Annotated in this window: 16 protein-coding genes; 14 read left to right on the top strand and 2 right to left on the bottom strand. The window is 35.7% G+C overall.

Going from position 1 to position 24,338, the window contains the following annotated elements:
• Positions 1–275: 275 nt before the first annotated feature.
• From ACKPCA_RS13455 to ACKPCA_RS13445, 3 genes are all read left to right on the top strand, one after another.
• Positions 276–1,574 carry an MFS transporter gene (locus ACKPCA_RS13455; RefSeq protein WP_321279532.1) on the top strand — a complete coding sequence of 433 codons (1,299 nt, stop codon included), beginning with the start codon at positions 276–278 and terminating at the stop codon, positions 1,572–1,574.
• 94 nt (positions 1,575–1,668) lie between these two features.
• The gene (locus ACKPCA_RS13450; protein ID WP_054721028.1) at positions 1,669–2,193 is read left to right on the top strand and encodes a GDSL-type esterase/lipase family protein; all 525 of its coding nucleotides are present in this window, start codon (positions 1,669–1,671) and stop codon (positions 2,191–2,193) included.
• A gap of 4 nt (positions 2,194–2,197) precedes the next feature.
• Positions 2,198–3,307 carry an acyltransferase family protein gene (locus tag ACKPCA_RS13445; RefSeq protein ID WP_321279531.1) on the top strand — a complete coding sequence of 370 codons (1,110 nt, stop codon included), beginning with the start codon at positions 2,198–2,200 and terminating at the stop codon, positions 3,305–3,307.
• Between the two features lie 260 nt (positions 3,308–3,567).
• Here ACKPCA_RS13445 and ACKPCA_RS13440 read toward each other — a convergent pair whose 3' ends face one another.
• Entirely contained in the window at positions 3,568–4,842 is a 1,275-nt protein-coding gene (locus tag ACKPCA_RS13440) for an exo-beta-N-acetylmuramidase NamZ family protein (RefSeq protein WP_321279530.1), read from the bottom strand.
• A gap of 113 nt (positions 4,843–4,955) precedes the next feature.
• On the opposite strand from ACKPCA_RS13440, the gene ACKPCA_RS13435 reads away from it, so the two are divergent.
• From ACKPCA_RS13435 to ACKPCA_RS13385, 11 genes are all read left to right on the top strand, one after another.
• Positions 4,956–6,389: a transglutaminase-like domain-containing protein gene (locus tag ACKPCA_RS13435; protein WP_321279529.1), complete on the top strand. Its 1,434-nt coding sequence runs from the start codon at positions 4,956–4,958 to the stop codon at positions 6,387–6,389.
• A 1-nt stretch (position 6,390) separates the two neighbouring features.
• Entirely contained in the window at positions 6,391–7,851 is a 1,461-nt protein-coding gene (locus ACKPCA_RS13430; protein WP_321279528.1) for a glycoside hydrolase family 10 protein, read from the top strand.
• Positions 7,852–8,000: 149 nt separating this feature from the next.
• Positions 8,001–9,176, top strand: a complete 1,176-nt coding sequence (locus ACKPCA_RS13425; RefSeq protein ID WP_321279527.1) for a C40 family peptidase — start codon at positions 8,001–8,003, stop codon at positions 9,174–9,176.
• A gap of 13 nt (positions 9,177–9,189) precedes the next feature.
• Positions 9,190–10,326 (top strand): dipeptide epimerase, encoded by a 1,137-nt coding sequence (locus ACKPCA_RS13420; protein ID WP_054721032.1) that lies wholly within the window; start codon positions 9,190–9,192, stop codon positions 10,324–10,326.
• Positions 10,327–10,365: 39 nt separating this feature from the next.
• Positions 10,366–13,395 (top strand): SusC/RagA family TonB-linked outer membrane protein, encoded by a 3,030-nt coding sequence (locus ACKPCA_RS13415; protein WP_321279526.1) that lies wholly within the window; start codon positions 10,366–10,368, stop codon positions 13,393–13,395.
• A 20-nt stretch (positions 13,396–13,415) separates the two neighbouring features.
• Positions 13,416–14,954, top strand: a complete 1,539-nt coding sequence (locus ACKPCA_RS13410; protein ID WP_321279525.1) for a RagB/SusD family nutrient uptake outer membrane protein — start codon at positions 13,416–13,418, stop codon at positions 14,952–14,954.
• Between the two features lie 242 nt (positions 14,955–15,196).
• Positions 15,197–16,384, top strand: coding sequence for a metallophosphoesterase (locus tag ACKPCA_RS13405; protein WP_321279524.1), 1,188 nt, complete (start codon positions 15,197–15,199; stop codon positions 16,382–16,384).
• Positions 16,359–17,489: a hypothetical protein gene (locus tag ACKPCA_RS13400; RefSeq protein ID WP_321279523.1), complete on the top strand. Its 1,131-nt coding sequence runs from the start codon at positions 16,359–16,361 to the stop codon at positions 17,487–17,489. The genes ACKPCA_RS13405 and ACKPCA_RS13400 overlap by 26 nt, the downstream gene beginning before the upstream one ends.
• Before the next feature lie 256 nt (positions 17,490–17,745).
• A complete protein-coding gene (locus ACKPCA_RS13395; protein ID WP_054721037.1) occupies positions 17,746–19,935 on the top strand; it encodes a glutamine synthetase III family protein in 2,190 nt (729 codons plus the stop codon).
• Positions 19,936–20,058: 123 nt separating this feature from the next.
• Entirely contained in the window at positions 20,059–22,416 is a 2,358-nt protein-coding gene (gene porE, locus ACKPCA_RS13390) for a PorE family type IX secretion system protein (RefSeq protein ID WP_321279522.1), read from the top strand.
• Between the two features lie 28 nt (positions 22,417–22,444).
• Positions 22,445–23,614, top strand: a complete 1,170-nt coding sequence (locus ACKPCA_RS13385) for an AIR synthase related protein (protein WP_321279521.1) — start codon at positions 22,445–22,447, stop codon at positions 23,612–23,614.
• A gap of 51 nt (positions 23,615–23,665) precedes the next feature.
• Here ACKPCA_RS13385 and ACKPCA_RS13380 read toward each other — a convergent pair whose 3' ends face one another.
• Positions 23,666–23,992, bottom strand: coding sequence for a hypothetical protein (locus ACKPCA_RS13380; RefSeq protein ID WP_157471482.1), 327 nt, complete (start codon positions 23,990–23,992; stop codon positions 23,666–23,668).
• Positions 23,993–24,338: the final 346 nt, after the last annotated feature.

Raw genomic sequence — 24,338 nt, 5'->3', positions numbered from 1 at the left:
TGAGAGCACCAAAACTAAACATCAAAAGTCCCTCGTCTTTAGGAGAGGGATTTAGGGTGAGGTAAAAGAAACATATTGGCGCCCTTTCTAAGAGATAGGATCAAAATTTGAATCTAGGTTTCTAGATGAATGTTTCCCTTTTAGGGAAACTGTCGACAGGCTAAAGGGTGAAGGAGGATGAGATATTAAAAGCACCCCTCTCCCTGTCGGGATCTCCCCTAAAAGGGGAGAATATAAAATTGAAAGTTATTAGTCAGATTGAAAAATTATAAATAATGTCTAAAACAAAATCAAAAACTCGCTCGCCTTGGGCATGGATTCCATCCTTGTATTTTGCTGAGGGACTTCCATATGTAGTAGTGATGACAGTTGCTGTAATCATGTACAAACGATTGGGAATTTCGAATACCGATATTGCTTTGTACACATCATGGTTGTATTTGCCATGGGTAATCAAACCATTTTGGAGTCCATTGGTTGATATTCTGAAAAGCAAGCGTTGGTGGATTGTGACCATGCAATTGTTTATTGGAGCAGGATTGGCTGGAGTAGCCTTTACCGTTCCAACATCATTGTTTTTTCAATCTACACTGGCATTTTTCTGGTTGTTGGCATTTAGTTCAGCTACTCACGATATTGCTGCTGATGGTTTTTACATGTATGGGATCGATGATAGTCAACAAGCTTATTTTATAGGTATACGAAGTACTTTTTATCGATTGGCTATGATTGTTGGACAAGGTGCATTGGTTTTCCTTGCCGGGATTTTTGAAACAACAGATCTATTCGGAAAGGGAGAAGATATTCCCATGGCATGGTCCATGATTTTTGTGATTTTGGCAGTCTTGTTTCTATTGTTCACATTCTATCACAAATTTGCATTACCATATCCAAAGGAAGATGAAGATAAAGATGTGAAAAGCTTTTCTGATGTGATGCAAGAGTTTGGAGAAACGATAGTTGGTTTCTTTGTGAAAAAAGACATTTGGGTGATTTTGGGAGTATTGTTAACCTATCGATTGGGTGAATCACAATTGGTAAAAATGGCTTCACCTTTCTTATTAGATGGAAGAGAAGTTGGAGGTTTAGGATTATCAACCAGTGATGTTGGTATTGTATATGGAACCATTGGCGTTTTATTCTTAACCATAGGAGGAATTCTTGGAGGATATGCAGCTTCGAGAAAAGGCTTGAAATATTGGTTGTGGCCAATGGTAATTGCCATTAACCTTCCAAATTTAGTATATGTGTACCTGTCTTATGCATTGCCTGAATCATTTGTTCTGGTTTGTGCTTCGGTTGCAGTAGAACAGTTTGGTTACGGATTTGGATTCACTGCTTACATGTTGTATCAAATTTATGTGTCTGAAGGAAAACACAAAACTGCTCACTTTGCATTTTGTACAGCATTTATGGCATTTGGAATGATGGTGCCAGGAATGGTTTCTGGATGGATTCAGGAAATGATAGGTTATCAACATTTCTTTATTTGGGTAATTATTTGTACCATTCCAAGTTTCATTATGGTGAAATTGATTAAGATTGACCCTCAATTTGGGATTAAGAAAAAATAGAAATTAAATAGAAAGAGCGTTAAACAATAGTCAGATTGTTAACGCTCTTTTTTGTCTATATGTCATCGTTTAAAAAGAAACTAATATTAAGATCATGAAAATCACATTTCTTGGAGATAGTCTTACATGTGCTGGAAGATGGGATGATTTCTTTCCCAATCATGACGTTTATAATCATGGTGTTCCTGGTGAGAAATCTAATGAGATTTTATTGCGTCTGCCTGGAGTGCTGGATGAGAAACCTGATGTTTTATTTGTGATGATGGGCATTAATGATTTGGGAGATGGTATCGAAACAACATTAATTATTGAGAACTATTCGAAATTGATTGAACAAGTTCGAAAAGCTGCCAATATTAAGATGGTTGTGCAGTCTGTCTTACCTGTAAACTTTCATTTGTTTTCTGCAGATGCATTCGATTCGGAAAAAATCAGAGATATTAACAAGTTGTTGAAAAGTCTGTGCGAAGAAGAAAATATCACATTTGTCGATTTATATTCTTCTTTTTCTACTTATTCCAATGAGTTGATGAAAGAATACACTTACGACGGACTTCATTTGAATGATGCAGGATACCGGGTTTGGAAAAACTGCTTGCAATCTGAAGATTTAATTTAATATCATGGGAAAATCACAAAGATTAATGGCTTTGGATGCCTTTCGGGGATTAACCATTGCTGCAATGATTACAGTAAACACTCCAGGTAGTTGGAGTCACGTGTATGCACCACTCTTACACTCTAAGTGGCATGGTTGCACACCAACAGATTTGGTATTTCCTTTTTTCCTGTTCGCAGTAGGTGTGGCAATGTTCTTTGCATTCGGAAAATTTAATCATAAACTAAATGCCGATGCAGGGAAAAAGATTCTGAAAAGAACAGTAATCATTTTTGGAATCGGATTGTTACTAAATGCATTCCCTTTTTATCATTTAAAGTTAGAGAATTTAAGAATAATGGGAGTTCTGCAACGCATTGCGCTTGCCTATGGCTTGGGAAGTTTGTTGTGTCTTGCTCTAAGTAAAACCAGATTGCTGATTGTTTCAGGCGCAATGCTTTTTGCTTATTGGGGATTGGTTTATTTCCTTGGAGGTGATCATCCTTATAGTCTGGAAGGAAATCCAACAATGGCTTTTGATGCTGCAATTTTAGGTGAAAGTCATTTGTATAAAGGATTTGGTCTGCCTTTCGACCCGGAAGGATTGTTTAGCACACTGCCTGCGATTGTAACCGTTGTGTTAGGATATCTTACCGGTAGTTTGATTTCTTTTTCAGATAGAAAAATGATTGTTCCAAGATTACTAATCTTTGGTGCATTGGGAGTGATTGCAGGTTTGATTTGGAATATGGGATTTCCGATTAACAAACCAATTTGGTCAAGTTCTTATGTGCTGTATACAGCAGGATTGGCTCAATTGGTAATGGCCGTAATGATTTTCTTTATCGATATACTGGATTATAAGAAATGGGCTCATCCATTTCTGGTTTTCGGAATGAATCCACTGTTTATCTTTGTGTTATCTGTTGTTTGGGTAAAAGTGATAATTTATTTGGTTCATTTCTCTGATACTGGCGGAAAATCGATAACGGGATATGCTTGGCTGTATCAAAATGCATTTGTATCCTGGGCAGGACCATTAAATGGATCTTTATTTTTTGCACTTTCTCATATCATAGTATACTGGCTGATTGTGTTGTACCTGTATCGAAAACGCATTTTTATTAAGATATAAAAAGAAAGCTTCGGAATTCCGAAGCTTTCTTTTTTGCTTATAGTTAATGAGAAGTTCGTTTAAAGCTTAATGTTGAAGTGAACCAAAGCACGAAATTGTATCTGCAAACTGTTTGCAAAACCCAAAGCAAATTTCCCTCTTATTAAAATGTACCTTTCGCAAAAAGTTGCGGAAGTTTGCGCAATTTTTTGCACAACGGTGCGCAATTTTTTGCGGAAGAGTAAAAAAAATGGTCGCTTTTTAGCGACCATATAAATGCATTAGTACAACCAATATTTTTTCGATTTTTCTTTAAAATCTTCTGCAGGAATATTCCATAAATCCTCAATGTCTTTCACAAGGAAGTTTTTCGAGAAATTATCTCTAATTTTCTTGTCTCCGCAAACTTTATCAAACATGTTTAGGCGAGCTTCATCACACATCTCAAACACATTTTTGTCTGGATTTAATTTGTGTAGTTCTTGCAGAACGTAGAATTGAATTAAAGAAAGTGGTGCTTTTGTCACATCGGTAAAATGTAGCTGTACGCCATGAATCATTTCTCCCTTGCTAACTGAATAGTATGGTTTGTAATGTACCGGACGGAATATTACTCCAGGTAGAGATAGTTCATTTAAATTAGATGCTAATTTGTCGGCATTGATCCATTTGGCAGCAAATAGTTCAAAAGGTTGTGTGTATCCAACTCCAATTGATACTGTGTAAAGTTCTCCTAAAATTCCTGAAATTGCATAGTAAATTGCAGTATTGGAATTTGGGATGTGTGGTGATGTTGGGACCCATGGCAGACCTGTTTCAGCAAAAATCATATCTCGTTTCCAGCCATCCATTTTTACAACAGTTAACTTACATTTTTTGCCATCCTTCAATAAGCCTTCTTCATTTAAATAATTAGCAAGTTCTCCACAGGTTAGACCATATACGTAAGGTATAGGAAATTGACTTACAAAGGAAATATAGTCAGGTTCAACCAAACCGCCTTCAACTTTTAAACCACCAATTGGGTTAGGACGATCTAATACTATTAGCTCGATATCATTTTCTTGGCAGGCTTCCATTGCCAATCCCATTGTACTGATATAGGTATATGATCTTACTCCAATGTCTTGGATGTCGTAAACCAAGGCATCCAATCCTTTTAGCATTTCAGCATTGGGCTTCTTGTTTTTGCCATAAAGAGAATATACGGTTAGGCCGGTTTTTTCATCGGTATATGTTCCAACTTTGGCACCTGCAGCATGATCTCCTCTAATTCCGTGTTCAGGACTGTATAGAGCTTTTACCTCAACATTTGTAGCCTCATGAAGTAAATCGATGGTTGAAACAATATTTTTATTCACACCAGTAGGATTTGTGATGATCCCAACCTTTTTTCCAGCCAGAATTTTAAAATTGGATTTTTGTAGTACATCTATTCCAGTTTCTACTCTTTGGGCACTTAATTGCTCCTGGAATAGTCCGAAAATCATCATTAACATTACAAGTCCTCGTAGAGATATGTTTTGTATTCGCATCTTTTTGTTGTTCAGTTTCATAGTGTCTTTAACGGTTTTAACAATTTAGAATGTTGTTTTTTACATTTTTTCATTGCAAAACTAATAAAATTTTTACTTTTGTAACATGTATGACATATTAATGGAATGCTAGGATGACAAAACCCATAACCCACTATTTAATTATTGTCATTGTGCTACTTTGTTTCTCTTGCGATTCAAAGGATCAGCAAAATGGCAAGTTAAGTCTTTTAATTGAAAGAGGTGACTATAGCGTTGCTTCTAACCTGATCAATGATAAGTTAGAAGATAAATTTCTCACAGAAACACAGAGAAGAGAATTTTTGCATCAATTGGATATGATGAGCCGAATCGAAAGAGAGTTCTCTTTAACCGAGGCAGATGTGATTGATCGCTTGAGTAAATATTTTGGAGATTCAACGACTCTTTATATGCCCAAATGGGAAGCGGATAAATCTTTAGAGTTTAGGCTGATTAATGGTCAGAAGAAATATTTTAGGAATGGTGTTTCGAATCTTTTTAGAGTAGACGAGTTTGCCAAAGCCAGAAAAGAAAAGCTCAAAGGGAAGTGTATTGATCCTTTGAATGCCTATTGTTTGGATCATACCACTGAACTGGTTAAAAAAACAAATGGTGAAGGAGAGTTAATAAATCCAGTTAATAATGTATTCGATTACACCATAAAGTTAAAAGCAGATGCTGTGCCTGCTGGTGAAACCATTCGTTGTTGGATGCCATATCCAAAAGAAAATCATGCAAGACAGCAAAATGTGGAATTCATATCGATTAATTCGGAGCATTATACTATTGCTCCAGATTCTCTAGTGCAAAGAAGTATTTACTGTGAAAAAATTGCAGAAGCTGGCAAAGAAACCATATTCAATGTAAAGTTTAAAACAATATCTTTTGCGCAGGTATTCTTTCCTGAAAAAATGAAATTGAAAGAGTACGATAAAACTTCCAAAATCTATATCGAGAATACAAAGGAAAGAGCTCCTCAAATTGTATTTACGGATAGAATTAAAAAATTGGCTGACGAGATCTGTGGTGATGAAACTGATCCATTAAAGCAGGTGGATTTGCTATACAATTGGATCGATATCAATATTCCATGGGCAAGTGCATTAGAGTATGGAATTATGCCGCATATTCCAGGCTACGTTTTGGATAATAAGCATGGAGATTGCGGGATGCAAACCTTACTGTTTATGAGTATGGCTCGCTATCGAGGAATTCCTGTCAAGTGGCAATCGGGCTTCATGTTACATCCTGAATTGGTGAATCTTCATGATTGGTGCGAAGTGTACTACGAAGGAATTGGTTGGGTACCGCTCGATCAATCATTCGAGATGCAGAAAAGTGAAGACAACCATGTGCGCCATTTTTACAAAACAGGAATCGATGCCTATCGATTAATTGTGAATGATGATTTCTCTAGAGAATTTTATCCAAAGAAAAATTGGCCAAGGAGCGAACCTATCGATTTTCAGAGAGGAGAATTGGAATGGAATGGAGGTAACCTGTATTTCAGCGACTGGTCTTACAAAATGAAAGTTAGTTATGAATAGTATGAAGAAAGTTATAACAATTGCATTACTTGTCTCTGTAAGTTTGGGAGTATTTGCCAAGAAGAAATCTCTCAAAAGAGAAATGCGTGCAGTCTGGATCGCAACGGTTGATAATATCGATTGGCCATCGAAACCTGGCTTAAGTGTAAAAGAACAGAAAAAGGAATTGATTGCTCATTTGGATCAACACAAGAAAAATGGGATGAATACGGTAATATTCCAGGTTCGACCAGCTACTGATGCTTTTTACAATTCGCCATACGAACCATGGTCGCAATGGCTAACAGGTGAACAAGGTAAAGTTCCGGAGCCAACTTACGATCCATTACAATTTGCTGTAGAGGAGTGTCACAAAAGAGCTATGGAATTGCATGCATGGATGAATCCATACAGAGCCGTATTTCTTTATAAGGATGCCAAAACAGATCCAAATCACATTACCAATACTCGACCAGAATTGTTTCTGACTTATGGAAAGCACAAATATTTTAACCCTGGATTGCCGGAAACCAGAGATTACGTATCGAAAATTGTAGGTGACGTGGTTCGCCGATATGATATAGATGCCGTTCATTTTGACGATTATTTCTATCCATATAAAATACAGGGTGAAGCATTTCCTGATTCGGAAAGTTTTGCAAAGCAAGGAGGGGAATTTTATCCAGATCGAATTGATGAATGGAGAAGAGAGAATGTGAATCTTGTAATTAAACAAATTAACGACACCATTAAATCGATAAAGCCTTGGATGCCTTTTGGTATTTCTCCATTTGGAGTTTGGAGAAATAAAAGTGTTGACAAGTCGGGATCAAGAACTCAAGCTGGCCAAACCAACTACGACGATTTGTATGCTGATGTTTTGTTATGGCTGAAGAATGATTGGATCGATTATGTAGCACCACAAATTTATTGGCACATTGGTAAAAAAGTGGCGAACTATAGAGTGATTGCAAAGTGGTGGAATAAAAATTCATATGGAAAGCCATGTTATATAGGTCAAGGAGTTTACAGGTTAAATTCAGAATCAAGGATCAAATCATGGCACAGCACAGATGAAATTATTCGTCAGATTAAATTGAATCGAAAACTTAAAAATGTTGATGGGAGTATGTTTTTCTCTGCAAAAAACTTTGTGGAAAACAAGTTAGGGATAAATGAGGCATTAACAAATGAGTTGTATGATTCTCCGGTATTAAACCTGCAAAACGCTTTGTATGATGGAGAAATTCCGAAAAGCCCAAAGATAAGGCTAAATGGAGAAATGTTGGAATGGACGAAATCTGATGATGCAAAATACTATGTGGTTTATCAGAAATCAGGAAAATCAGAAAAAGTATTTTGTATTACAAGTTTGCCTCAGGTAAGATTGCAAAAAGGACAAACTACATGTGAATACTTTGTTTGTGCTGTAAATAGAGGGCATTATGAGAGTGAAAGGAGCAATGTTATACTTTATAATTAGAAGGCGATATTAGTAGAATCTTTTAAAAGATGTTTACTTGTATTACAAATATGTGTTTTTAAACATGTGCATGTTAGCCAATAAATTAACTGATCATTTTTAAATTTGGAATCATGTAACATGTAATACCAATTGATTGAAATTAAGACATGAAATATACTTATTATATACTGATGATTTTGATGTTGTTTGCTTGCAGTAGTAAGGATGATGCTATTAATAAAGCAAATAAGTTATCACAGGAAATTGGTAAAAGTTTTGCGCCAGATAGTAGAGAAGCAATTTATACTACAAATTTTTCTATGAGTAGCAATGGTAGTCTGGTGGTTAGTGGAGAAACATCTTTGCCGGAAGCTAAGTTAGCGTTGTTTTCATCTTTGGAAGGATTAAAAGTTCATTTGGTAGATAGTTTGGTTTTACTTCCAGAGGATAAAATGGGAAATAAGATTTGGGGATTGATAAATTTAAGTGTTGTAAATCTTAGGTCTCACCCAAAGCATTCGGCAGAGCTTGTTTCGCAAGCTATCATGGGAACTCCAGTCAAGGTTTTAAATAAAGAGAATTCATGGTATCAAATTCAAACGCCGGATAAATATATTGCTTGGGTGGATGAAGCTGCATTGGATCTACGAACCAAAGAAGAAATGACGGATTGGAGAAATGCTAGAAGAGTGATTTTTCAGCCACATTTTCAGGTAGCTAAAGATGAACAAGGCAAGGAAACAATAACAGATATTGTGGCAGGATCAATATTGGAAGTTCTGAGCGAAGATTCAAATTATTTGTTGCTAAGCCTACCAGATAAAAGAGAGATAAGATTAAATAAGACAGATTGTATCGATTTTGATTTATGGAAATCAAAAGAAATCAAAGAGCCGTCAATGCTTACTCAATTAGCCAAAGAATTTATGGGGAGACCCTATTTGTGGGGAGGAACATCCTCTAAAGGTGTTGATTGTAGTGGCTTTGTTAAATCCGTGTATTTCATGAACGGAATAATATTGGCTCGTGATGCTTCATTGCAGTTTCTTCATGGAGACACCATATCTCCGGAACAAGGGTTTGAAAATTTAGCAGAAGGAGATTTGGTGTTTTTTGGTAGAAAGGCAACTGAAAATAATACACAAAAAGTCACTCATGTGGGGATGTATATTAAGGATGGAGAGTTTATTCACTCTTCGGGTAGAGTAAAAATAAACAGTTTTGATCCTGAAGCAGAAAATTATAGCAATTACCGAACGGTTTCATGGTTGGGTGGCCGTAGGGTTCTAAATAGAATAGGTGAAGAAGGAATTGTAAAAGTTTCAGAACATCCTTGGTATTAAGATTGAAAGAGAAATGAAATTAGATAGAAGAAAATTTATAGGAAGTGGTGGGTTACTTGCAGGAGGAGCATGTTTGCTTCCTTTATTTAGTGCATGTAATAGTGGGAAAGAAGGAGCAGAATCAAATTATAAAGGTTCGGGTTTAAAGTTGAGTTTCGAACCATACGATTTGCAATTAAAACATGTTTTTACCATTGCTTCATTTTCCAGAACTACAACACCTGTAATGTTGGTGAAGATAGAATGGGGTGGATTTGTTGGTTATGGTGAAGCTTCAATGCCTCCGTATTTGGGTGAATCTCATGAAACGGCTACTAAATTTTTAAGTAGTCTAAAGCTTGATCAGTTTACCGATCCATTTCGTTTAAACGAGATTTTATCTTACGTAGATGGTGTTGCAAAAGGAAATTGTGCAGCAAAAGCATCGGTAGATATTGCTTTACATGATTTGGTTGGAAAGATCATAGACAAACCTTGGTTTCAAATCTGGGGATACAATCAGGAAGATACACCTGTAACTACATTTACGATTGGAATTGATAAACCGGAAGTTGTAACAGAGAAGGTTAGGGAAGCAGCACCATATAAAATACTTAAGGTAAAAATTGGTCGTGGAACAGATGAGGAAATGATCAATACCATTAGAAAAGTTACTGACGTTCCTTTGTGTGTAGATGTAAATCAAGGATGGAAGGACAAGCATGAAGCTTTGGATAAGATTCATTGGTTGAAGGAACAAGGAGTTGTTTTTGTGGAACAACCAATGGATAAGTACGATTTGGATACTATGGCTTGGTTAACACAGCACAGTCCCCTTCCAACAATTGCTGATGAAGGAGTTCAGCGTTTGGTTGATGTTCCAAAATTAAAAGGAGCCTATTCGGGAATTAATATCAAGTTGATGAAATGTACTGGTTTACGTGAAGCACATAAGATGCTTAATGTTGCCAGAGCCTTAGATATGAAAGTGATGATTGGTTGTATGACTGAAACTTCATGTGGAGTGAGTGCTGCAGCCCAACTTTCACCTATGGTAGACTGGGCTGATTTGGATGGAAATCTTTTGATTTCAAATGATCCATATAAAGGAGTAACGGTTCAGAATGGTAAGGTGATACTTCCTAATCGTTCTGGAATAGGAATAATTTAAATGTAATTAAGATAATTTTGCTAATCTAAATTTAACACTATGAGAAAAATTGCATGCTTAGCGTTAATTATGCTTCTTGGCTGGCAGGTATCCTGGGCACAGGATGTGTTGGTTAAAGGTATAGTTGCCAGTGCAGAAGATGGGCTAACAATCCCAGGTGTTTCGGTTGTAGAAAAAGGTACAACCAACGGAACAACAACTGATTTTGATGGAAAATATGAATTGACAGTTAATAGTAATGCTGTTTTGGTATTTTCGTATATCGGAATGAAAACGTTTGAGGTAACAGTAGGATCTCAAACAGAAATAAATGTGAAACTTGAGGCTGATAACGTTGCGATGGATGAGGTTGTAGTTGTTGGCTACGGTGTTCAGAAAAAAAGTGATGTAACAGGTGCAGTGGCATCAGTGGATTTTGAGGACTTGGAATCTCAACCAATTAATTCAGTTAATGATGCGATTAAAGGAAGAATTGCAGGGGTTCAAGTAATGTCTAATAGTGGATCGCCAGGAGGATCAATTTCTATTCGTGTACGAGGTATTGGTTCTGTTAATAATTCAGATCCTTTGTACGTAGTTGATGGTGTGCCAACATCGGATATTAATTTTTTGAATCCAAATGATATTGCTTCTGTTGAAGTATTAAAAGATGCTTCATCATCAGCTATTTATGGATCAAGAGGTGCGAATGGTGTTGTTTTAGTTACCACAAAAAGTGGAAAAACCAATTCAGCGCCAAGAGTAGATGTGGATGCATATTACGGAGTGAAAGAAGTTTTAAATAATTGGGAAACTACTTCTGGTTCGGAATGGTATGCTGTACAGGAAGAATTGAATAAAACAAGAACTGCACCACTGGATTTATCACAAGTCGATTCGAGTGTGGATACAGACTGGTTTGACGAAATTACACGTTCTGCTACAGTTCAGGATTATAATGTAAGTATTTCAGGAGGTAGTGATAAGCTTACTTATATAATGGGAGCTGGCTTTTATGATGAAGAAGGTACCGTTATTGGGTCAGATTATGAGAGAATTAATGCTCGCTTAAAGACTGATTATCAGGTGAAAGAATATTTGAAAATTGGAACAAATATTAATATTCAGAGTAATGAGCGTCACTCTATAACAGAAGGAAGTTACCATACAGGTACAATTAATACGGCAATTAAATTAGAGCCTTTAGTTCCTGTTTGGAAAAATCAGGAAGAGGGTATTTACGATTTTTCAAAGTTTACCGATTATCCTAATCCTGTAGCGCAAATTGAATACGACAATTACAAAACTGAACAATTCCGTTTGTTGGGTAATGTGTATGCTGAGCTTGAAATCCTTAAAGATTTAAAATTTAAAACAAGCTATGGATTGAACAGATCCGTTACTGATACCTACAACTTTACTCCGATTTATTTCGTGAATAATAACCAGCGTAATGATATCAATAATGTATACAGAGGATATAGTAAATCAGTATATCAAACTTGGGAAAATACATTATCATATCATAAAGCTATTGATAAGCATGATATTACCGCATTAGCTGGTTTTACAAAAGAAAAGAGTCGTACTGAATGGATTTCAGGAAGTAAAAACAATATTCCAAATGAAGACGAAGCTCTTTGGTATTTAGATTCAGGTGCAGATGGTGATTTGGCGTCAGGTGCTGCTTCAGAATATACGTTAATGTCTTATTTAGGTCGTGTGAATTATGCATACGATAATAAATATTTGTTGACTGCAAGTTTCCGTGCTGATGGTTCTTCGAGATTTTCGGATGGCAATCGTTGGGGTTACTTCCCTTCGGTAGCTTTAGGATGGAAAATGTCAGAGGAAGACTTTTTACAAGATGTTGAATGGCTTTCAATTTTAAAACTTCGTGGAGGTTGGGGACAAATTGGTAACCAAAATATTGGAACATATCCATATCAAACGACTATGGATGGTAATTCACAGTATCGTTACATTTTCGGAGTAAATGAAGATATTTACCAAGGATATGTAGTAAATGCAATGAAAGATGAAAATATTCAATGGGAAACGGTAGAATCGTTGAATATTGGTTTTGATGCTGCTTTGTTTGATGCAAGATTAGAAGTTTCTTTTGATTGGTTTAATAAAGACACCAAAGATATGTTGTTGAGTATTCCAATTCCTTATTACTATGGATACGAAAGTGGTCCTACTGTTAATGTTGGAGAAGCGAATAATAAAGGTGTTGAGCTGTCTTTCAATTGGAGAGATCAAATTAGTTCGGATTTCAGTTATAATGTTGGTTTAAATGTATCAACTTATAAAAACGAAATGGTAAGTCTAGGATCAGGAGAACCAATTACCGGAGGTAGTTATTATGGAGGTTCTGCAACTAGAACCGAAGAAGGCGAAGCTATTGGTTATTTCTACGGTTATAAAACAGATGGGGTATTTCAAACTCAGGCCGAAATTGATGCTCATGCAATTCAACAAGGTGGAGACAATTCTGGTTTGCAACCTGGTGACATGAAATTTGTTGATGTGAATGGTGATGGAGTTGTAAATGGAGATGACAGAACTAAAATTGGAGATCCAAACCCTGATTTTACCTATGGTATCAACTTGGGAGCTCAATATAAAAATTGGGAAATTAATGCATTCTTCCAGGGATCGAAAGGAAATGATATTTTCAATGCGATGAAAACTCACTTGTATAAGTTCGATGAAACCAACAAACACAAGGATATGTTGAACTCATGGACTCCTTCTAACACAAATACCAATATGCCTCGTTTGTCAGGTTATGATGTTAATGACACAAACAGAACTTCTGACAGATTTGTTGAAGATGGTTCATACATGCGTTTGAAAAATTTAATGGTAGCTTACAATTTCCCAAAAAGATGGTTGGATAAAGTGAAGCTAGCTTCAGCAAAATTATATTTCTCAGGTCAAAATCTTTGGACAATTACAGATTATTCTGGTGCTGATCCTGAAATTGGACAAGTTTCTTCTACCAATTATTTGAGTCGTGGTGTTGATATTGGTACTTACCCACAGGCTAAAACTTATGTAGTAGGTGTTAAACTAGGCTTCTAGTCTGCAAAAATTAGAATAGAATGAAAATAGATATAAAATCAATTAGCAAGACACTATTGGTATTGGCTTCTGGATTGTTGCTAACCAATTGTAGTGATGACTTTCTTGATCAGGAGAAATTGGGAGAGGAAACTTCTGATGTATATTTTAATAGTCAGGAAAAAGCAGTTGGATCTTTAACTGCAGCATACTCTGATTTAAAGGATTACCGTTTTGGTTGGTTCTTTTGGGCCTTTGGTGAAACATTAAGTGATAATGCAGTATATAGTGGTAGTGATGGTGATAATGCAGGTTTTGAACCATTAAAAACTTTTAATGGAACAGCTGATGCTTTTCAGGTGCGTTACAAGTGGCAACTTTGCTACAGAGGTATCAATAAGTCTAGTCAAACTATTGAAGGTACCGAAGAAATGGATGATGAGTTATTTGATACAGGTATGAAAGCGAGAATTATTGCTGAAGCAAGAGTTTTAAGAGCTTTTTATCATTTCGAGTTAGTTAGAGCTTTTGGTAGAATTCCTGTATTAGATCACGTAATAAGAACGGCGGATGAAAAAATCAGTCAATCAGAAATTGCTGATGTATATGCTTTTATTATCAAAGAATTGGAAGCAGCAGAACCTAACCTTCCTGTAAAAAGTGCTTATTCAGCAAATGATCTAGGACGAATAAGTAAAGGTTTTACACAAGGCTTATTGGCTAAAGTGAATTTGTATGCTGAGAATTACGAAGCGGCAAAATCATGGGCAAAAAAAGTAATGGATTCTCACGAGTATGAGTTGGATCCGGATTATGCTCATATTTTCTCTTTCGACGGAGAAAATGGAATCGAATCTATTTTCGAAATAAATTTTATTGAGTCAGAAACAGAGACTTCTGCATTTAGAAATAATGGTAACTTTCAAACATTGTTCCAGTTGCCAAGAAACATTACTTATGGTTATGGTATCAACCAGCCAACGCAGGATTTAGCTGATGCTTTTGATGCTGCTGGTGATGTAATTCGTAAAGCTGCAACTTTGTTGACAACTGATGAAGTTTATGCAAAGGAGATTCCACAAGAAGTTTGGGATTGGTATAATGAGCAAACCGATATGACGGTAGCTAATGATTCATTGGATCAGTGGAAAGCAACATTAACTTTCAACAGAACTGGTTACTATCAGGAGAAAATTTATGTGGCTCCTGAGGATAGAGCTGCGTCAATTCGTAACAATGCGAACAATACTAGAGTGATGCGTTATGCAGAGGTATTATTAATGTATGCTGAAGCTTGTGCTAAAACTTCGGATGAAGGAAATGCAAGGATTGCTCTGAACGAAGTGCGTGATCGTGCAGGTTTGGCAGATGTTACTGCTTCAGGAACAGCGTTGATTGATGCAATTTATACTGAGCGTCGATTGGAATTGGCTGGTGAAAATGACCGTTACCATGATCTTGTTCGTACAAATCGTGCTGATATATTACCTTATTGGACAGAGGCTAAGAAATACTGGCCTGTGCCACAAGCAGAAATAGATAACACCACTGGTGAAATTGATCAAAATCCTGGATACTAAATCAGGTACATTGTAGTAGTAGTGAAACAGGAGTTCGAAAGGGCTCCTGTTTTTTGTATAACTAGCTCTGAATAATTTTTACTAACTTCATGCAAGTTCATTGCCCGTTCGATAACGGGCAGCTTGTGTTTTACTTTCGAACATTATAGATGTACGATTTCCAATAAAAATTCCGGTTTAGTTTTTGATTTAAAGGAAACTGTAGGAAATGGTATTCGGTTTGATATAAAAAGTTGGGTCTTATGAATTCATATCAATATGTAAAATTCTTATTGCTTTTATTGTGTAGTTGTGTTTTATTTCCGCTTAGTGCACAAAAAAAGAATTTAAGTTCTGGTGCATTTTCTAAATACGATAAAGTTTTTAGGGGTAACATTGATGACATAAATTTACCTGATTATTATGATGGGCCTCATTTTTCTTGGATCGATTCGAAAGAGGTTAGAATGTGGTATGTGGATCATTTGCATGAAGATAATAGTATTAGTATAAGAGAGAAAAGAATAAAAATAAAGTCAGATTCTGTTCAAGTAAAAGGACTTAAAGCTGATAAAAATAGGTATTGGCTTAGAAGAGGAGATTATCATGTACAGAAGACCGAATTTAAAAATGTAAAAAAAATATTGGTAGTTGGTGATGTTCATGGAGAGTACGATATTTTAATTAGACTGTTAAAGGGAGCAAAAGTTATTGATGAAGAGTTAAATTGGATATGGGGAGATGGACATGTGGTTTTCATTGGTGATATTTTTGATAGAGGGGATAAGGTTACGGAAAGCCTTTATTTAATTAAGAAACTGCAGCGTCAAGCAAAAGCAAACAAAGGTAGATTGCATTTCTTATTAGGGAATCACGAAATTATGGTTCTGATGGATGATGCCCGATATATAGCTCCGAAGTATAAAAAAATGAGTAAACGTTTAATGATAAATTATCCGCGTTTTTTTAAGGAGGATACAGAATTGGGGAAATGGTTAAGATCGCTTAATTCGACTGTGAAAATTAATGATCTTCTTTTTGTTCATGGTGGAATTTCGCCTGAAATGATTGAAAAAGATATGTCTTTGACTCAAATTAATGAAGAAATTAGAATGAGTTTGAAGCCTGACCATGGTAAAACGCAGGCTGAATTGATGAAAGAAGTTTATTTTCCTAGCAACCCACTATGGTATAGAGGATATTTAATGAAAACGCGCAATTATTCGATAATTACAGATGAAGAATTGGATAGAGTATTAAATTACTATAGTGTAAAAAAGATATTCTTTGGTCATACCGAAGTGGAAACAATTAGATTTTTAAAAGAAGGAAGGTTGGTTGCTATGAATGTTCCGATGGGATATGATGAAATAAAACCACAGGTATTGCTGATTGAAAATGATAATTACTATCGCGTATTTATAGATGGGAAGAAAGAAAGTATTGAATAAATGTTGCTATAAAATGGAGAATGAGGGCAGAATAAGAAAAGGACGAAATCTTGTTTTATTATTAATATTATTAGTTTGTTCAGGGAATATTCTTAGTGCAAATCCAATAACAGCAAAGGATCGGGACAGTTTGCTAAATTTGCCATTGTTTAAAAATGAAGACCTTTTAAAGATTGAATTAAAAACAGATTTGGCATTGTTAATTAATGATATTTCAGAGAATAGAAAGTACCATAAAAGTGAATTAAAGGTGTTTTCAGAGAATGAAAAGACCGATTTAATTACGGTGAAAGTTAAAACCAGGGGAAACTTTCGTCGTAGAAAGCAAAATTGTAATTTTCCACCTTTACGTTTTAAAATTCCTGTTAAGGAAGCAATGGGAACAGAGTTTGAAGGGCAATCAAAATTAAAATATGTAAGTCATTGTCAGTCTTTTGTCGACGATTATGAGCAACACACCATTGAAGAATATCTGATTTACAAGATGTATAATCTTATCTCGAATCACAGCTATCGTGTTCGACTGTCTCAAGTTTCATTTATAGATGTAAACTCTTCAGATACGATAACAAAATTTGGTTTTTTTATTGAAGATAAGGAAGATGTTGCATTGAGAAATGGGAAACACATTTTAAACTACAAGAACGTGAAGCAATACGAAATATTACGAGAAAATATGGTAATGCTTTCCTTGTTTCAATTAATGATAGGCAATGCTGATTGGGATGTTGGCCGATTGCATAATATAGATGTAATGTCGGTTAGTGAGCACAGTATTCCTGTTGTCGTTCCATTTGACTTTGATTGGTCTGGTATAATCAATCATTCCTATTATACACTTTCACCTAAAATAGAACCAGATGCTAAATACAAACGCTTGTATAAAGGGATGAGATGGAGTCCTGAAGATTTGGCACAAGCTTTTACTAACTTTAAAGAATTAAAACCTTCTTTTCTTGAAGTCATTAATAATTGTGATTATTTAAAGGCAAATAACAGAAATAAGTTAATTGAATACATTGAAGAATTTTATGAATTAATTAGTTCAAGAAAGGATGTAAGGGAAGTAATAGAGAAAAATTCACAAAAACTTCCTAAGACTTGATAAAAATAACACTTCATCTGTAAAAAGATGAAAATATTTGCGCAATCGATAAAAATATAGGGTTTTCCTGATATTTTATCGATTTTTTTTGTGATATACCCTTTCTAATTTATAGGTGGTATTGCAAAGTTTATTTTTTTTCTTCATTTTTGCACTATGTAGATGAGGGGGTGTTTGGTAAAAAAACAACTATTTTTTCTAAGTACCCCTTTGATATTGCAGATAACGTTAACTATTAACTAAAATTTTTAATTTTATGGCCACCATTAGATTTCAAGCGTTGAATGAATTGCTGTCGAGACAGCCAAAATCGGTGTCGTTGCCTTCTAATAAGGTGACAGATTACTATGGAGACTTAGTTTTTAATGTAGAATCCATGAGAAAGTATCTGTCAAAAGATGCTTTTAAGGCAGTTATGGCTGCGAACCAAAAAGGAGGTTCGATTGACAGAAAAATGTCGGATGGTATTGCTTTGGGAATGAAATCCTGGGCGATTGAAAAAGGTGCTACTCACTATACTCACTGGTTCCAACCTTTAACTGATGGTACTGCAGAGAAACACGATGGCTTTATAGACTATGGTGATGGTGGTAACATGATTGAAAATTTTTCTGGAGAGTTATTGGCTCAACAAGAACCTGATGCTTCTTCATTCCCTTCAGGAGGTATTCGTCAGACTTTTGAAGCACGTGGCTATACAGCTTGGGATGTTTCTTCACCAGCTTTTATTATTGGGACTACTCTTTGTATCCCTACTATTTTTATCTCTTATACAGGTGAAGCCCTTGACTATAAAACTCCATTATTGAAAGCGTTGGCTGCAGTTGATGAAGCTGCAGTAGATGTTTGTCAATATTTTGATAAAAATGTAACCAAAGTTAATGCTAACTTAGGTTGGGAACAGGAATACTTTCTAATTGATGAGGCATTGTATCAAGCTCGTCCGGACCTTACTTTGACGGGGCGTACATTAATGGGACACTCTTCATCTAAAGATCAGCAGTTGGATGATCACTATTTTGGTTCTATTCCAGAACGTGTGTCAAAATTCATGATGGATTTGGAGGTAGAATGTCACAAATTAGGAGTTCCAGTGAAAACTCGTCACAATGAGGTTGCTCCTTCTCAGTTTGAGTTGGCTCCGATTTTTGAAGAGGCTAACTTGGCTAATGATCATAACCAGTTGGTGATGGATGTAATGAAAAGAGTTGCTCGTAATCACCAGTTTCGTGTGTTGTTCCACGAAAAACCTTATGCTGGAGTTAATGGATCAGGTAAGCACAACAACTGGTCGTTGAGTACTGATACAGGTGTTGTTTTAATGGCTCCAGGTAAGAATCCTAAAGGAAACATGCAGTTCCTTACTTTTGTTGTGAATACATTAATGGCAGTATATAAGAATCAGGATCTTCTTCGTGCTTCAATTCTTACTGCATCTAATAGTCACAGATTGGGAGCTAATGAAGCACCACCATCAATTGTTTCAGTATTCTTGGGTGATGAGGTATCTAAGATGTTGAAGAAAATTGTTGAGGAAGTTGGAGAGAAGAAAATGACTCCGGATGAAAAAACAGCATTGAAATTAGGTATTGGTCGTATTCCTGAAATTATTTTGGACAATACCGATCGTAACCGTACATCTCCATTTGCATTTACAGGTAATCGTTTTGAGTTCCGTGCTGTTGGTTCTTCTGCAAATAATGCAGCAGCTATGACAGCTTTGAATGCTGCAATGGCAGTTCAGTTGAAAGATTTTAAAGCTGCTGTTGATCGATTAATCAACGAAGGCATCAAAAAGGATGAAGCAATTTTCCAGGTTCTTAAAAAATTAATTATTGAATCAGAACCAATTCGTTTTAACGGTGATGGATACTCAGGAGCTTGGGTAATAGAGGCTAAAAAACGTGGTTTAACTAATATCACCAGTGTGCCAGAATCTCTTTCTAAATATCTCGAAGCACCAGCTAAGAGATCGTTAATTGAGAGTGGTGTAATGACAGAGAAGGAACTGGAGGCTCGTGTTGAGGTTGAAATGGAAAAATTCACCATGAAGATTCAGATTGAAGCTCGTGTGTTAGGTGATTTAGCAATTAACCATATTGTACCTACCGCAGTAGCTTATCAAACCAAATTGATTCAGAATGTTCAGGGCTTAAGAGATATCTTCGCAGCTGATGAGTTTGAAGAATTAGCTGGAGCCAGAAAAGAGTTGATCAGAGAAATTTCGAGTCACATATCCTCTATTAAATCGAAAGTGAAGGGGATGGTTGAAGCTCGTAAAGAATGTAATGTTATTGAAGATGGACACAAAATGGCATTTGCGTATGATCAAAAGGTACGTCCGTATTTAGAAGATATTCGTTACCATATTGATAAGTTGGAGCTTGTTGTTGATAATGAAATGTGGCCATTGCCAAAATATCGCGAATTGTTATTTAATAACTAGTTCAATCTATAATATTTTTAGAAAAAGGATGTTCATATATAATGGGCATCCTTTTCTGTTTTGATAGGTTGCCAATGGAATAAAATATTTATTTTTATACTTTATAATCGAACATATCACGTAATGAAAATTCTTTCTTTCTCAGGATTACTCTGTATAATAGGCTTATTTATATCTTGTTCATCTCAATCTTACGTTAATCGTGGAAATAAAATGCTGAAATCCGGCAGGTATTTTCATGCACAGGAAATGTATGAAAAGGCATATAAAAAAGAGAAAGACAGAGTGCGAAAAGCTGAAATCGCATTTATGAATGCAAATTGTTTCGATGAGATCAATTTGCCCCGAAAAGCTGCATCTTGGTATCGAAAGGCTATTATGAATAGGGATACTTTTGCGGATGCTGCGAAGAAATTGGGATATGCTGAGCTTAAAAACTACAAACTTGAGGAAGCAGAAGAGAATTTCTGGGAATATTTGGATTTAAAACCAGAAGCAAAACAAACCGATGATGTAGCTAAAATTCTCAAAAGAGTTTCCTATTGGGAGGAATTTCCGGGAAGATACAAAGTGGAGATTTTGAAAGAATTTAATTCTACATCTAGTGATTTTGCTCCAATCTATATGGGACAAGATACCAACGTGATTTTCTTTACATCAAATCGAAAATTAAAAGATAAAGTAAAAAAAGATGGCGTTACTGGTGAATATTTTACGAACTTATTAGAGTCGCACTATTCAAATGAGGTGGTTCGAAAATCACGAAAGAAAAAAGGGAGAAAGGCCAAAACTCGAAAAATAATGACTGATACTTATCAGTGGAGTAAGCCTTCATCTGTTGGAGATACCATTAATTCTGATTGGAACGAAGGTGCAGCTTGCTTTAATTCAAATGGTGATGTTTTTTACTTTACCTCTTCACGAAAAATAAATAAGGACAATCAAGGGACAAAAATTTTTGCTGTACAAAGACAGAATGGAGAGTGGGGCAGAGTGGCTCTTCAGGAATTGGTTCCCGATTCTTTGTCTGTTGCGCACCCATCTATTTCTGCTGATGGCACAATTTTATATTTTGTTTCGGATATGCCAGGAGGCTATGGAGGGAATGACATTTGGATGAGCAAAAAAAGTGGAAGTGGCTGGACAGAACCTCAAAATTTAGGCAAACCAATCAATTCTGAAAAAGATGAACAGTTTCCGCATATCCATGATAATGGTAAGCTTTATTTTGCATCGGATCGTGATGGAGGAATAGGTGGATTGGATATCTATATGGCCCAAAAAGCTGAGTCTGGTGTGTGGGAAGTTGAAAATATGAAATATCCGATCAATTCAACAGCCGATGATTTTGCAATTCATTTTCAGCCTAACAAAGAGAAAGGAATGTTTTCATCTTCTCGCAATAAAGGAAATGATGATATCTACCGATTTGATTATGTGCCTTTGCAATTTACATTTTTGGGACAAGTTGTAGATTCGGAATCTAAAACTCCTGTTGAAAGAGCCAGCATTAATTTGGTGTCATCGGATGGAGAGCAATTTGATGTGAAAACAGATGATGAAGGGAATTTTAGATTTGAATTGAAACCTGATTTGGAATACATTGCTATGGTTTCAAAAGATGGTTATTTGAATGGAAAAGAACAGGTAAGCACTGTTGGAATTCAAGTAAGTCGAAACTTTAAATCGATGATAGGATTGAAGGCGATAGAAAAACCAATTGAGCTACCGAATATTTTTTACGATTTTGGAAAGTGGAGTCTTCGCGAAGAATCGAAAGAAGCTCTTGATGGTTTGGTTGAAACGCTAAATGATAATCCGAATATTACAATTGAATTGGGTTCGCATACCGATTTTGTTGGAAGTGAATCCACCAATAAGGACCTTTCTCAGAAAAGAGCTCAGTCGGTTGTTGATTATTTAATTGAAAATGGAATTTATTGGGATCGTTTGGTTGCACACGGATATGGAGAATCTCAACCTAGAGTAGTGAGCAAAGAAATTGCTGATGAATATGATTTCTTGTCGGAAGAAACAGTTCTTACAGAGAAAAATATTTGGCAGTTTACTTCTAAACAAAAAGAAATTGCCAACCAATTGAACAGGAGGACAGAGTTTAAGGTATTATCAACAGATTATGTGCCAGGGCCTAATTCCAAAGTAAAACCAGGAAGTGATCCTAGTCAAATTGGAAATACTTTAATTAAAGATTTAAATAAAGTACAAGGAGTGTTTTATACCATTCAAATTGGTGCTTTTAGCAACAAAACGGTTCCTTCAATAATTCAAAATTTTAAAGTGGTTTTTAAAGCTCCGGTCAATCAATCCTCTGTTAGATACACCACAGGAATTTACGATAATTATGAGGAAGCGAAATTAGAGTCGCAAAAGATCAATAAGAAAGGAATTAAAGCTTTTGTAATCGCGTACTATAAAGGGAAAAAGATTACCTTTGCCGAAGCTAAAAAATTGAAGGAGTAATTTCCTTTTATACTTTATCTAAACAACCATGAGAAAAGACGAAAGATACAATCTTAGAGGAGTTTCTGCTTCGAAGGAAGATGTACACAGTGCGATTAAAGATCTTGATAAAGGTCTATTTCCGAATGCCTTTTGTAAGGTGGTTCCCGATTATTTAACTGGCGATGATGAATATTGCAATATTATGCATGCCGATGGAGCTGGAACAAAATCATCCTTGGCATATATGTATTGGAAGGAGACTGGTGATATTTCCGTTTGGAAAGGTATTGCTCAGGATGCTTTAATTATGAATATTGATGATTTGCTTTGTGTAGGTGCAGTTGATAATATTCTTTTGTCTTCTACAATTGGGAGAAACAAGAATTTGATTCCAGGAGAAGTAATTTCTGCAATTATTAATGGAACTGAAGAGTTGCTTGCAGAGTATGCTAAGCTTGGCGTAAATATTCACTCAACTGGAGGTGAAACAGCAGATGTTGGAGATTTGGTAAGAACCATTATTGTTGATTCTACCGTTACCTGCCGCATGAAACGTGAAGATGTAATCACCAATGAAAAAATTCAGGCAGGTGATGTAATCGTTGGTCTTTCATCATCGGGTAAGGCAACCTACGAATCGGAGTACAATGGCGGAATGGGGTCAAATGGATTAACTTCTGCTCGTCATGATGTATTCTCGAAATATTTGGCGGAAAAATATCCTGAAAGTTTCGATAATGCAGTTCCTGAAGATTTGGTTTATTCGGGTAATTGCAAATTGACTGATTCGGTTGAAGGTGTAGATATCGATGCAGGGAAATTGGTATTGTCAGCAACGAGAACCTACGCTCCAATTATCAAAAAAATCTTAGATAAATATCGTTCTCAAATTCATGGTATGATTCACTGTTCGGGTGGAGCTCAAACCAAAGTGATGAATTTTGTTGACAATTTGCATGTGGTAAAAGACAACATGTTTGATGTGCCACCCTTGTTCAAACTAATTCATGAGCAGAGTGGAACCGCTTGGGACGAAATGTACAAAGTATTTAATATGGGACATAGATTTGAATTGTATGTTCCACAAGAAATAGCTGAAGATATCATCGCAATCTCAAAAGAGTTTAATGTAGATGCTCGGATTGTTGGTAGATGCGAAGCGTGGGAAGGTAAGAAATTAACAATCAAGAGCGAATTTGGAGAATTCGTTTACTAATTGATAATTACGAAATAAAAAAAAACCACTCAAGTTTGAGTGGTTTTTTTATTATTCATTGATTTCGAAGCCCCATTCTTTAATCACTTTGGGCTCGTCGGGATAAACAGCAAGTAATAAATTTCTGATGCTGCGAATTTCACTTGAGATAAACTTTAAATCATTGTTTTTTGAACGATCAAAAGATTGTTTCTTGGTACTTGGTTCTGGCTTCAGATCCTTAATTTTTCTGATTTTTTTAGATTTTTCAACTAGGCGATCCATGTCAACAGCTCCATTCAAAAGACTTTTTTTCTTGTTGTATTCGTGTCTTTCGTTTATTTTCCCTAACAATCCCAACAATTGATCTTCATTCCGGGGTATTCTAACTTTAACCATAAGCATCGAATTAGGCGGTAATAACTAACCGAATTAAAAATTCAAAATCTTTGTTGTTACAGATAAAATTAAAAGTTGCAATTTGCTCTATTGTGCAAATGTAAAATCCAATAAAACCATTCTGGTTTAAGTGTGTTTGATTTTGTAAATAGATCTATTGAATTATTGCTTCTTCTCTTTAGGTAAAATTAGTTTTTGGTCTTTAAAAAGTAAATAGGTTGAACGATTTTTTTTCAATTTAAAATCATGATAATTTAATTCAGCTTCTTTAGAATAGAGGGATTTTGGTAAGCTTTTTGTTTGCCTGTTTTTGTTGCGTTTTCACCTAAATTAAACAACTGATGAA

The sequence above is a fragment of the Marinifilum fragile genome (assembly GCF_963677365.1).
Lineage (GTDB): Bacteria > Bacteroidota > Bacteroidia > Bacteroidales > Marinifilaceae > Marinifilum > Marinifilum fragile.
Note: the sequence above shows the minus strand (reverse complement) of the source record. Positions and strands in the feature narration are given on the sequence as shown.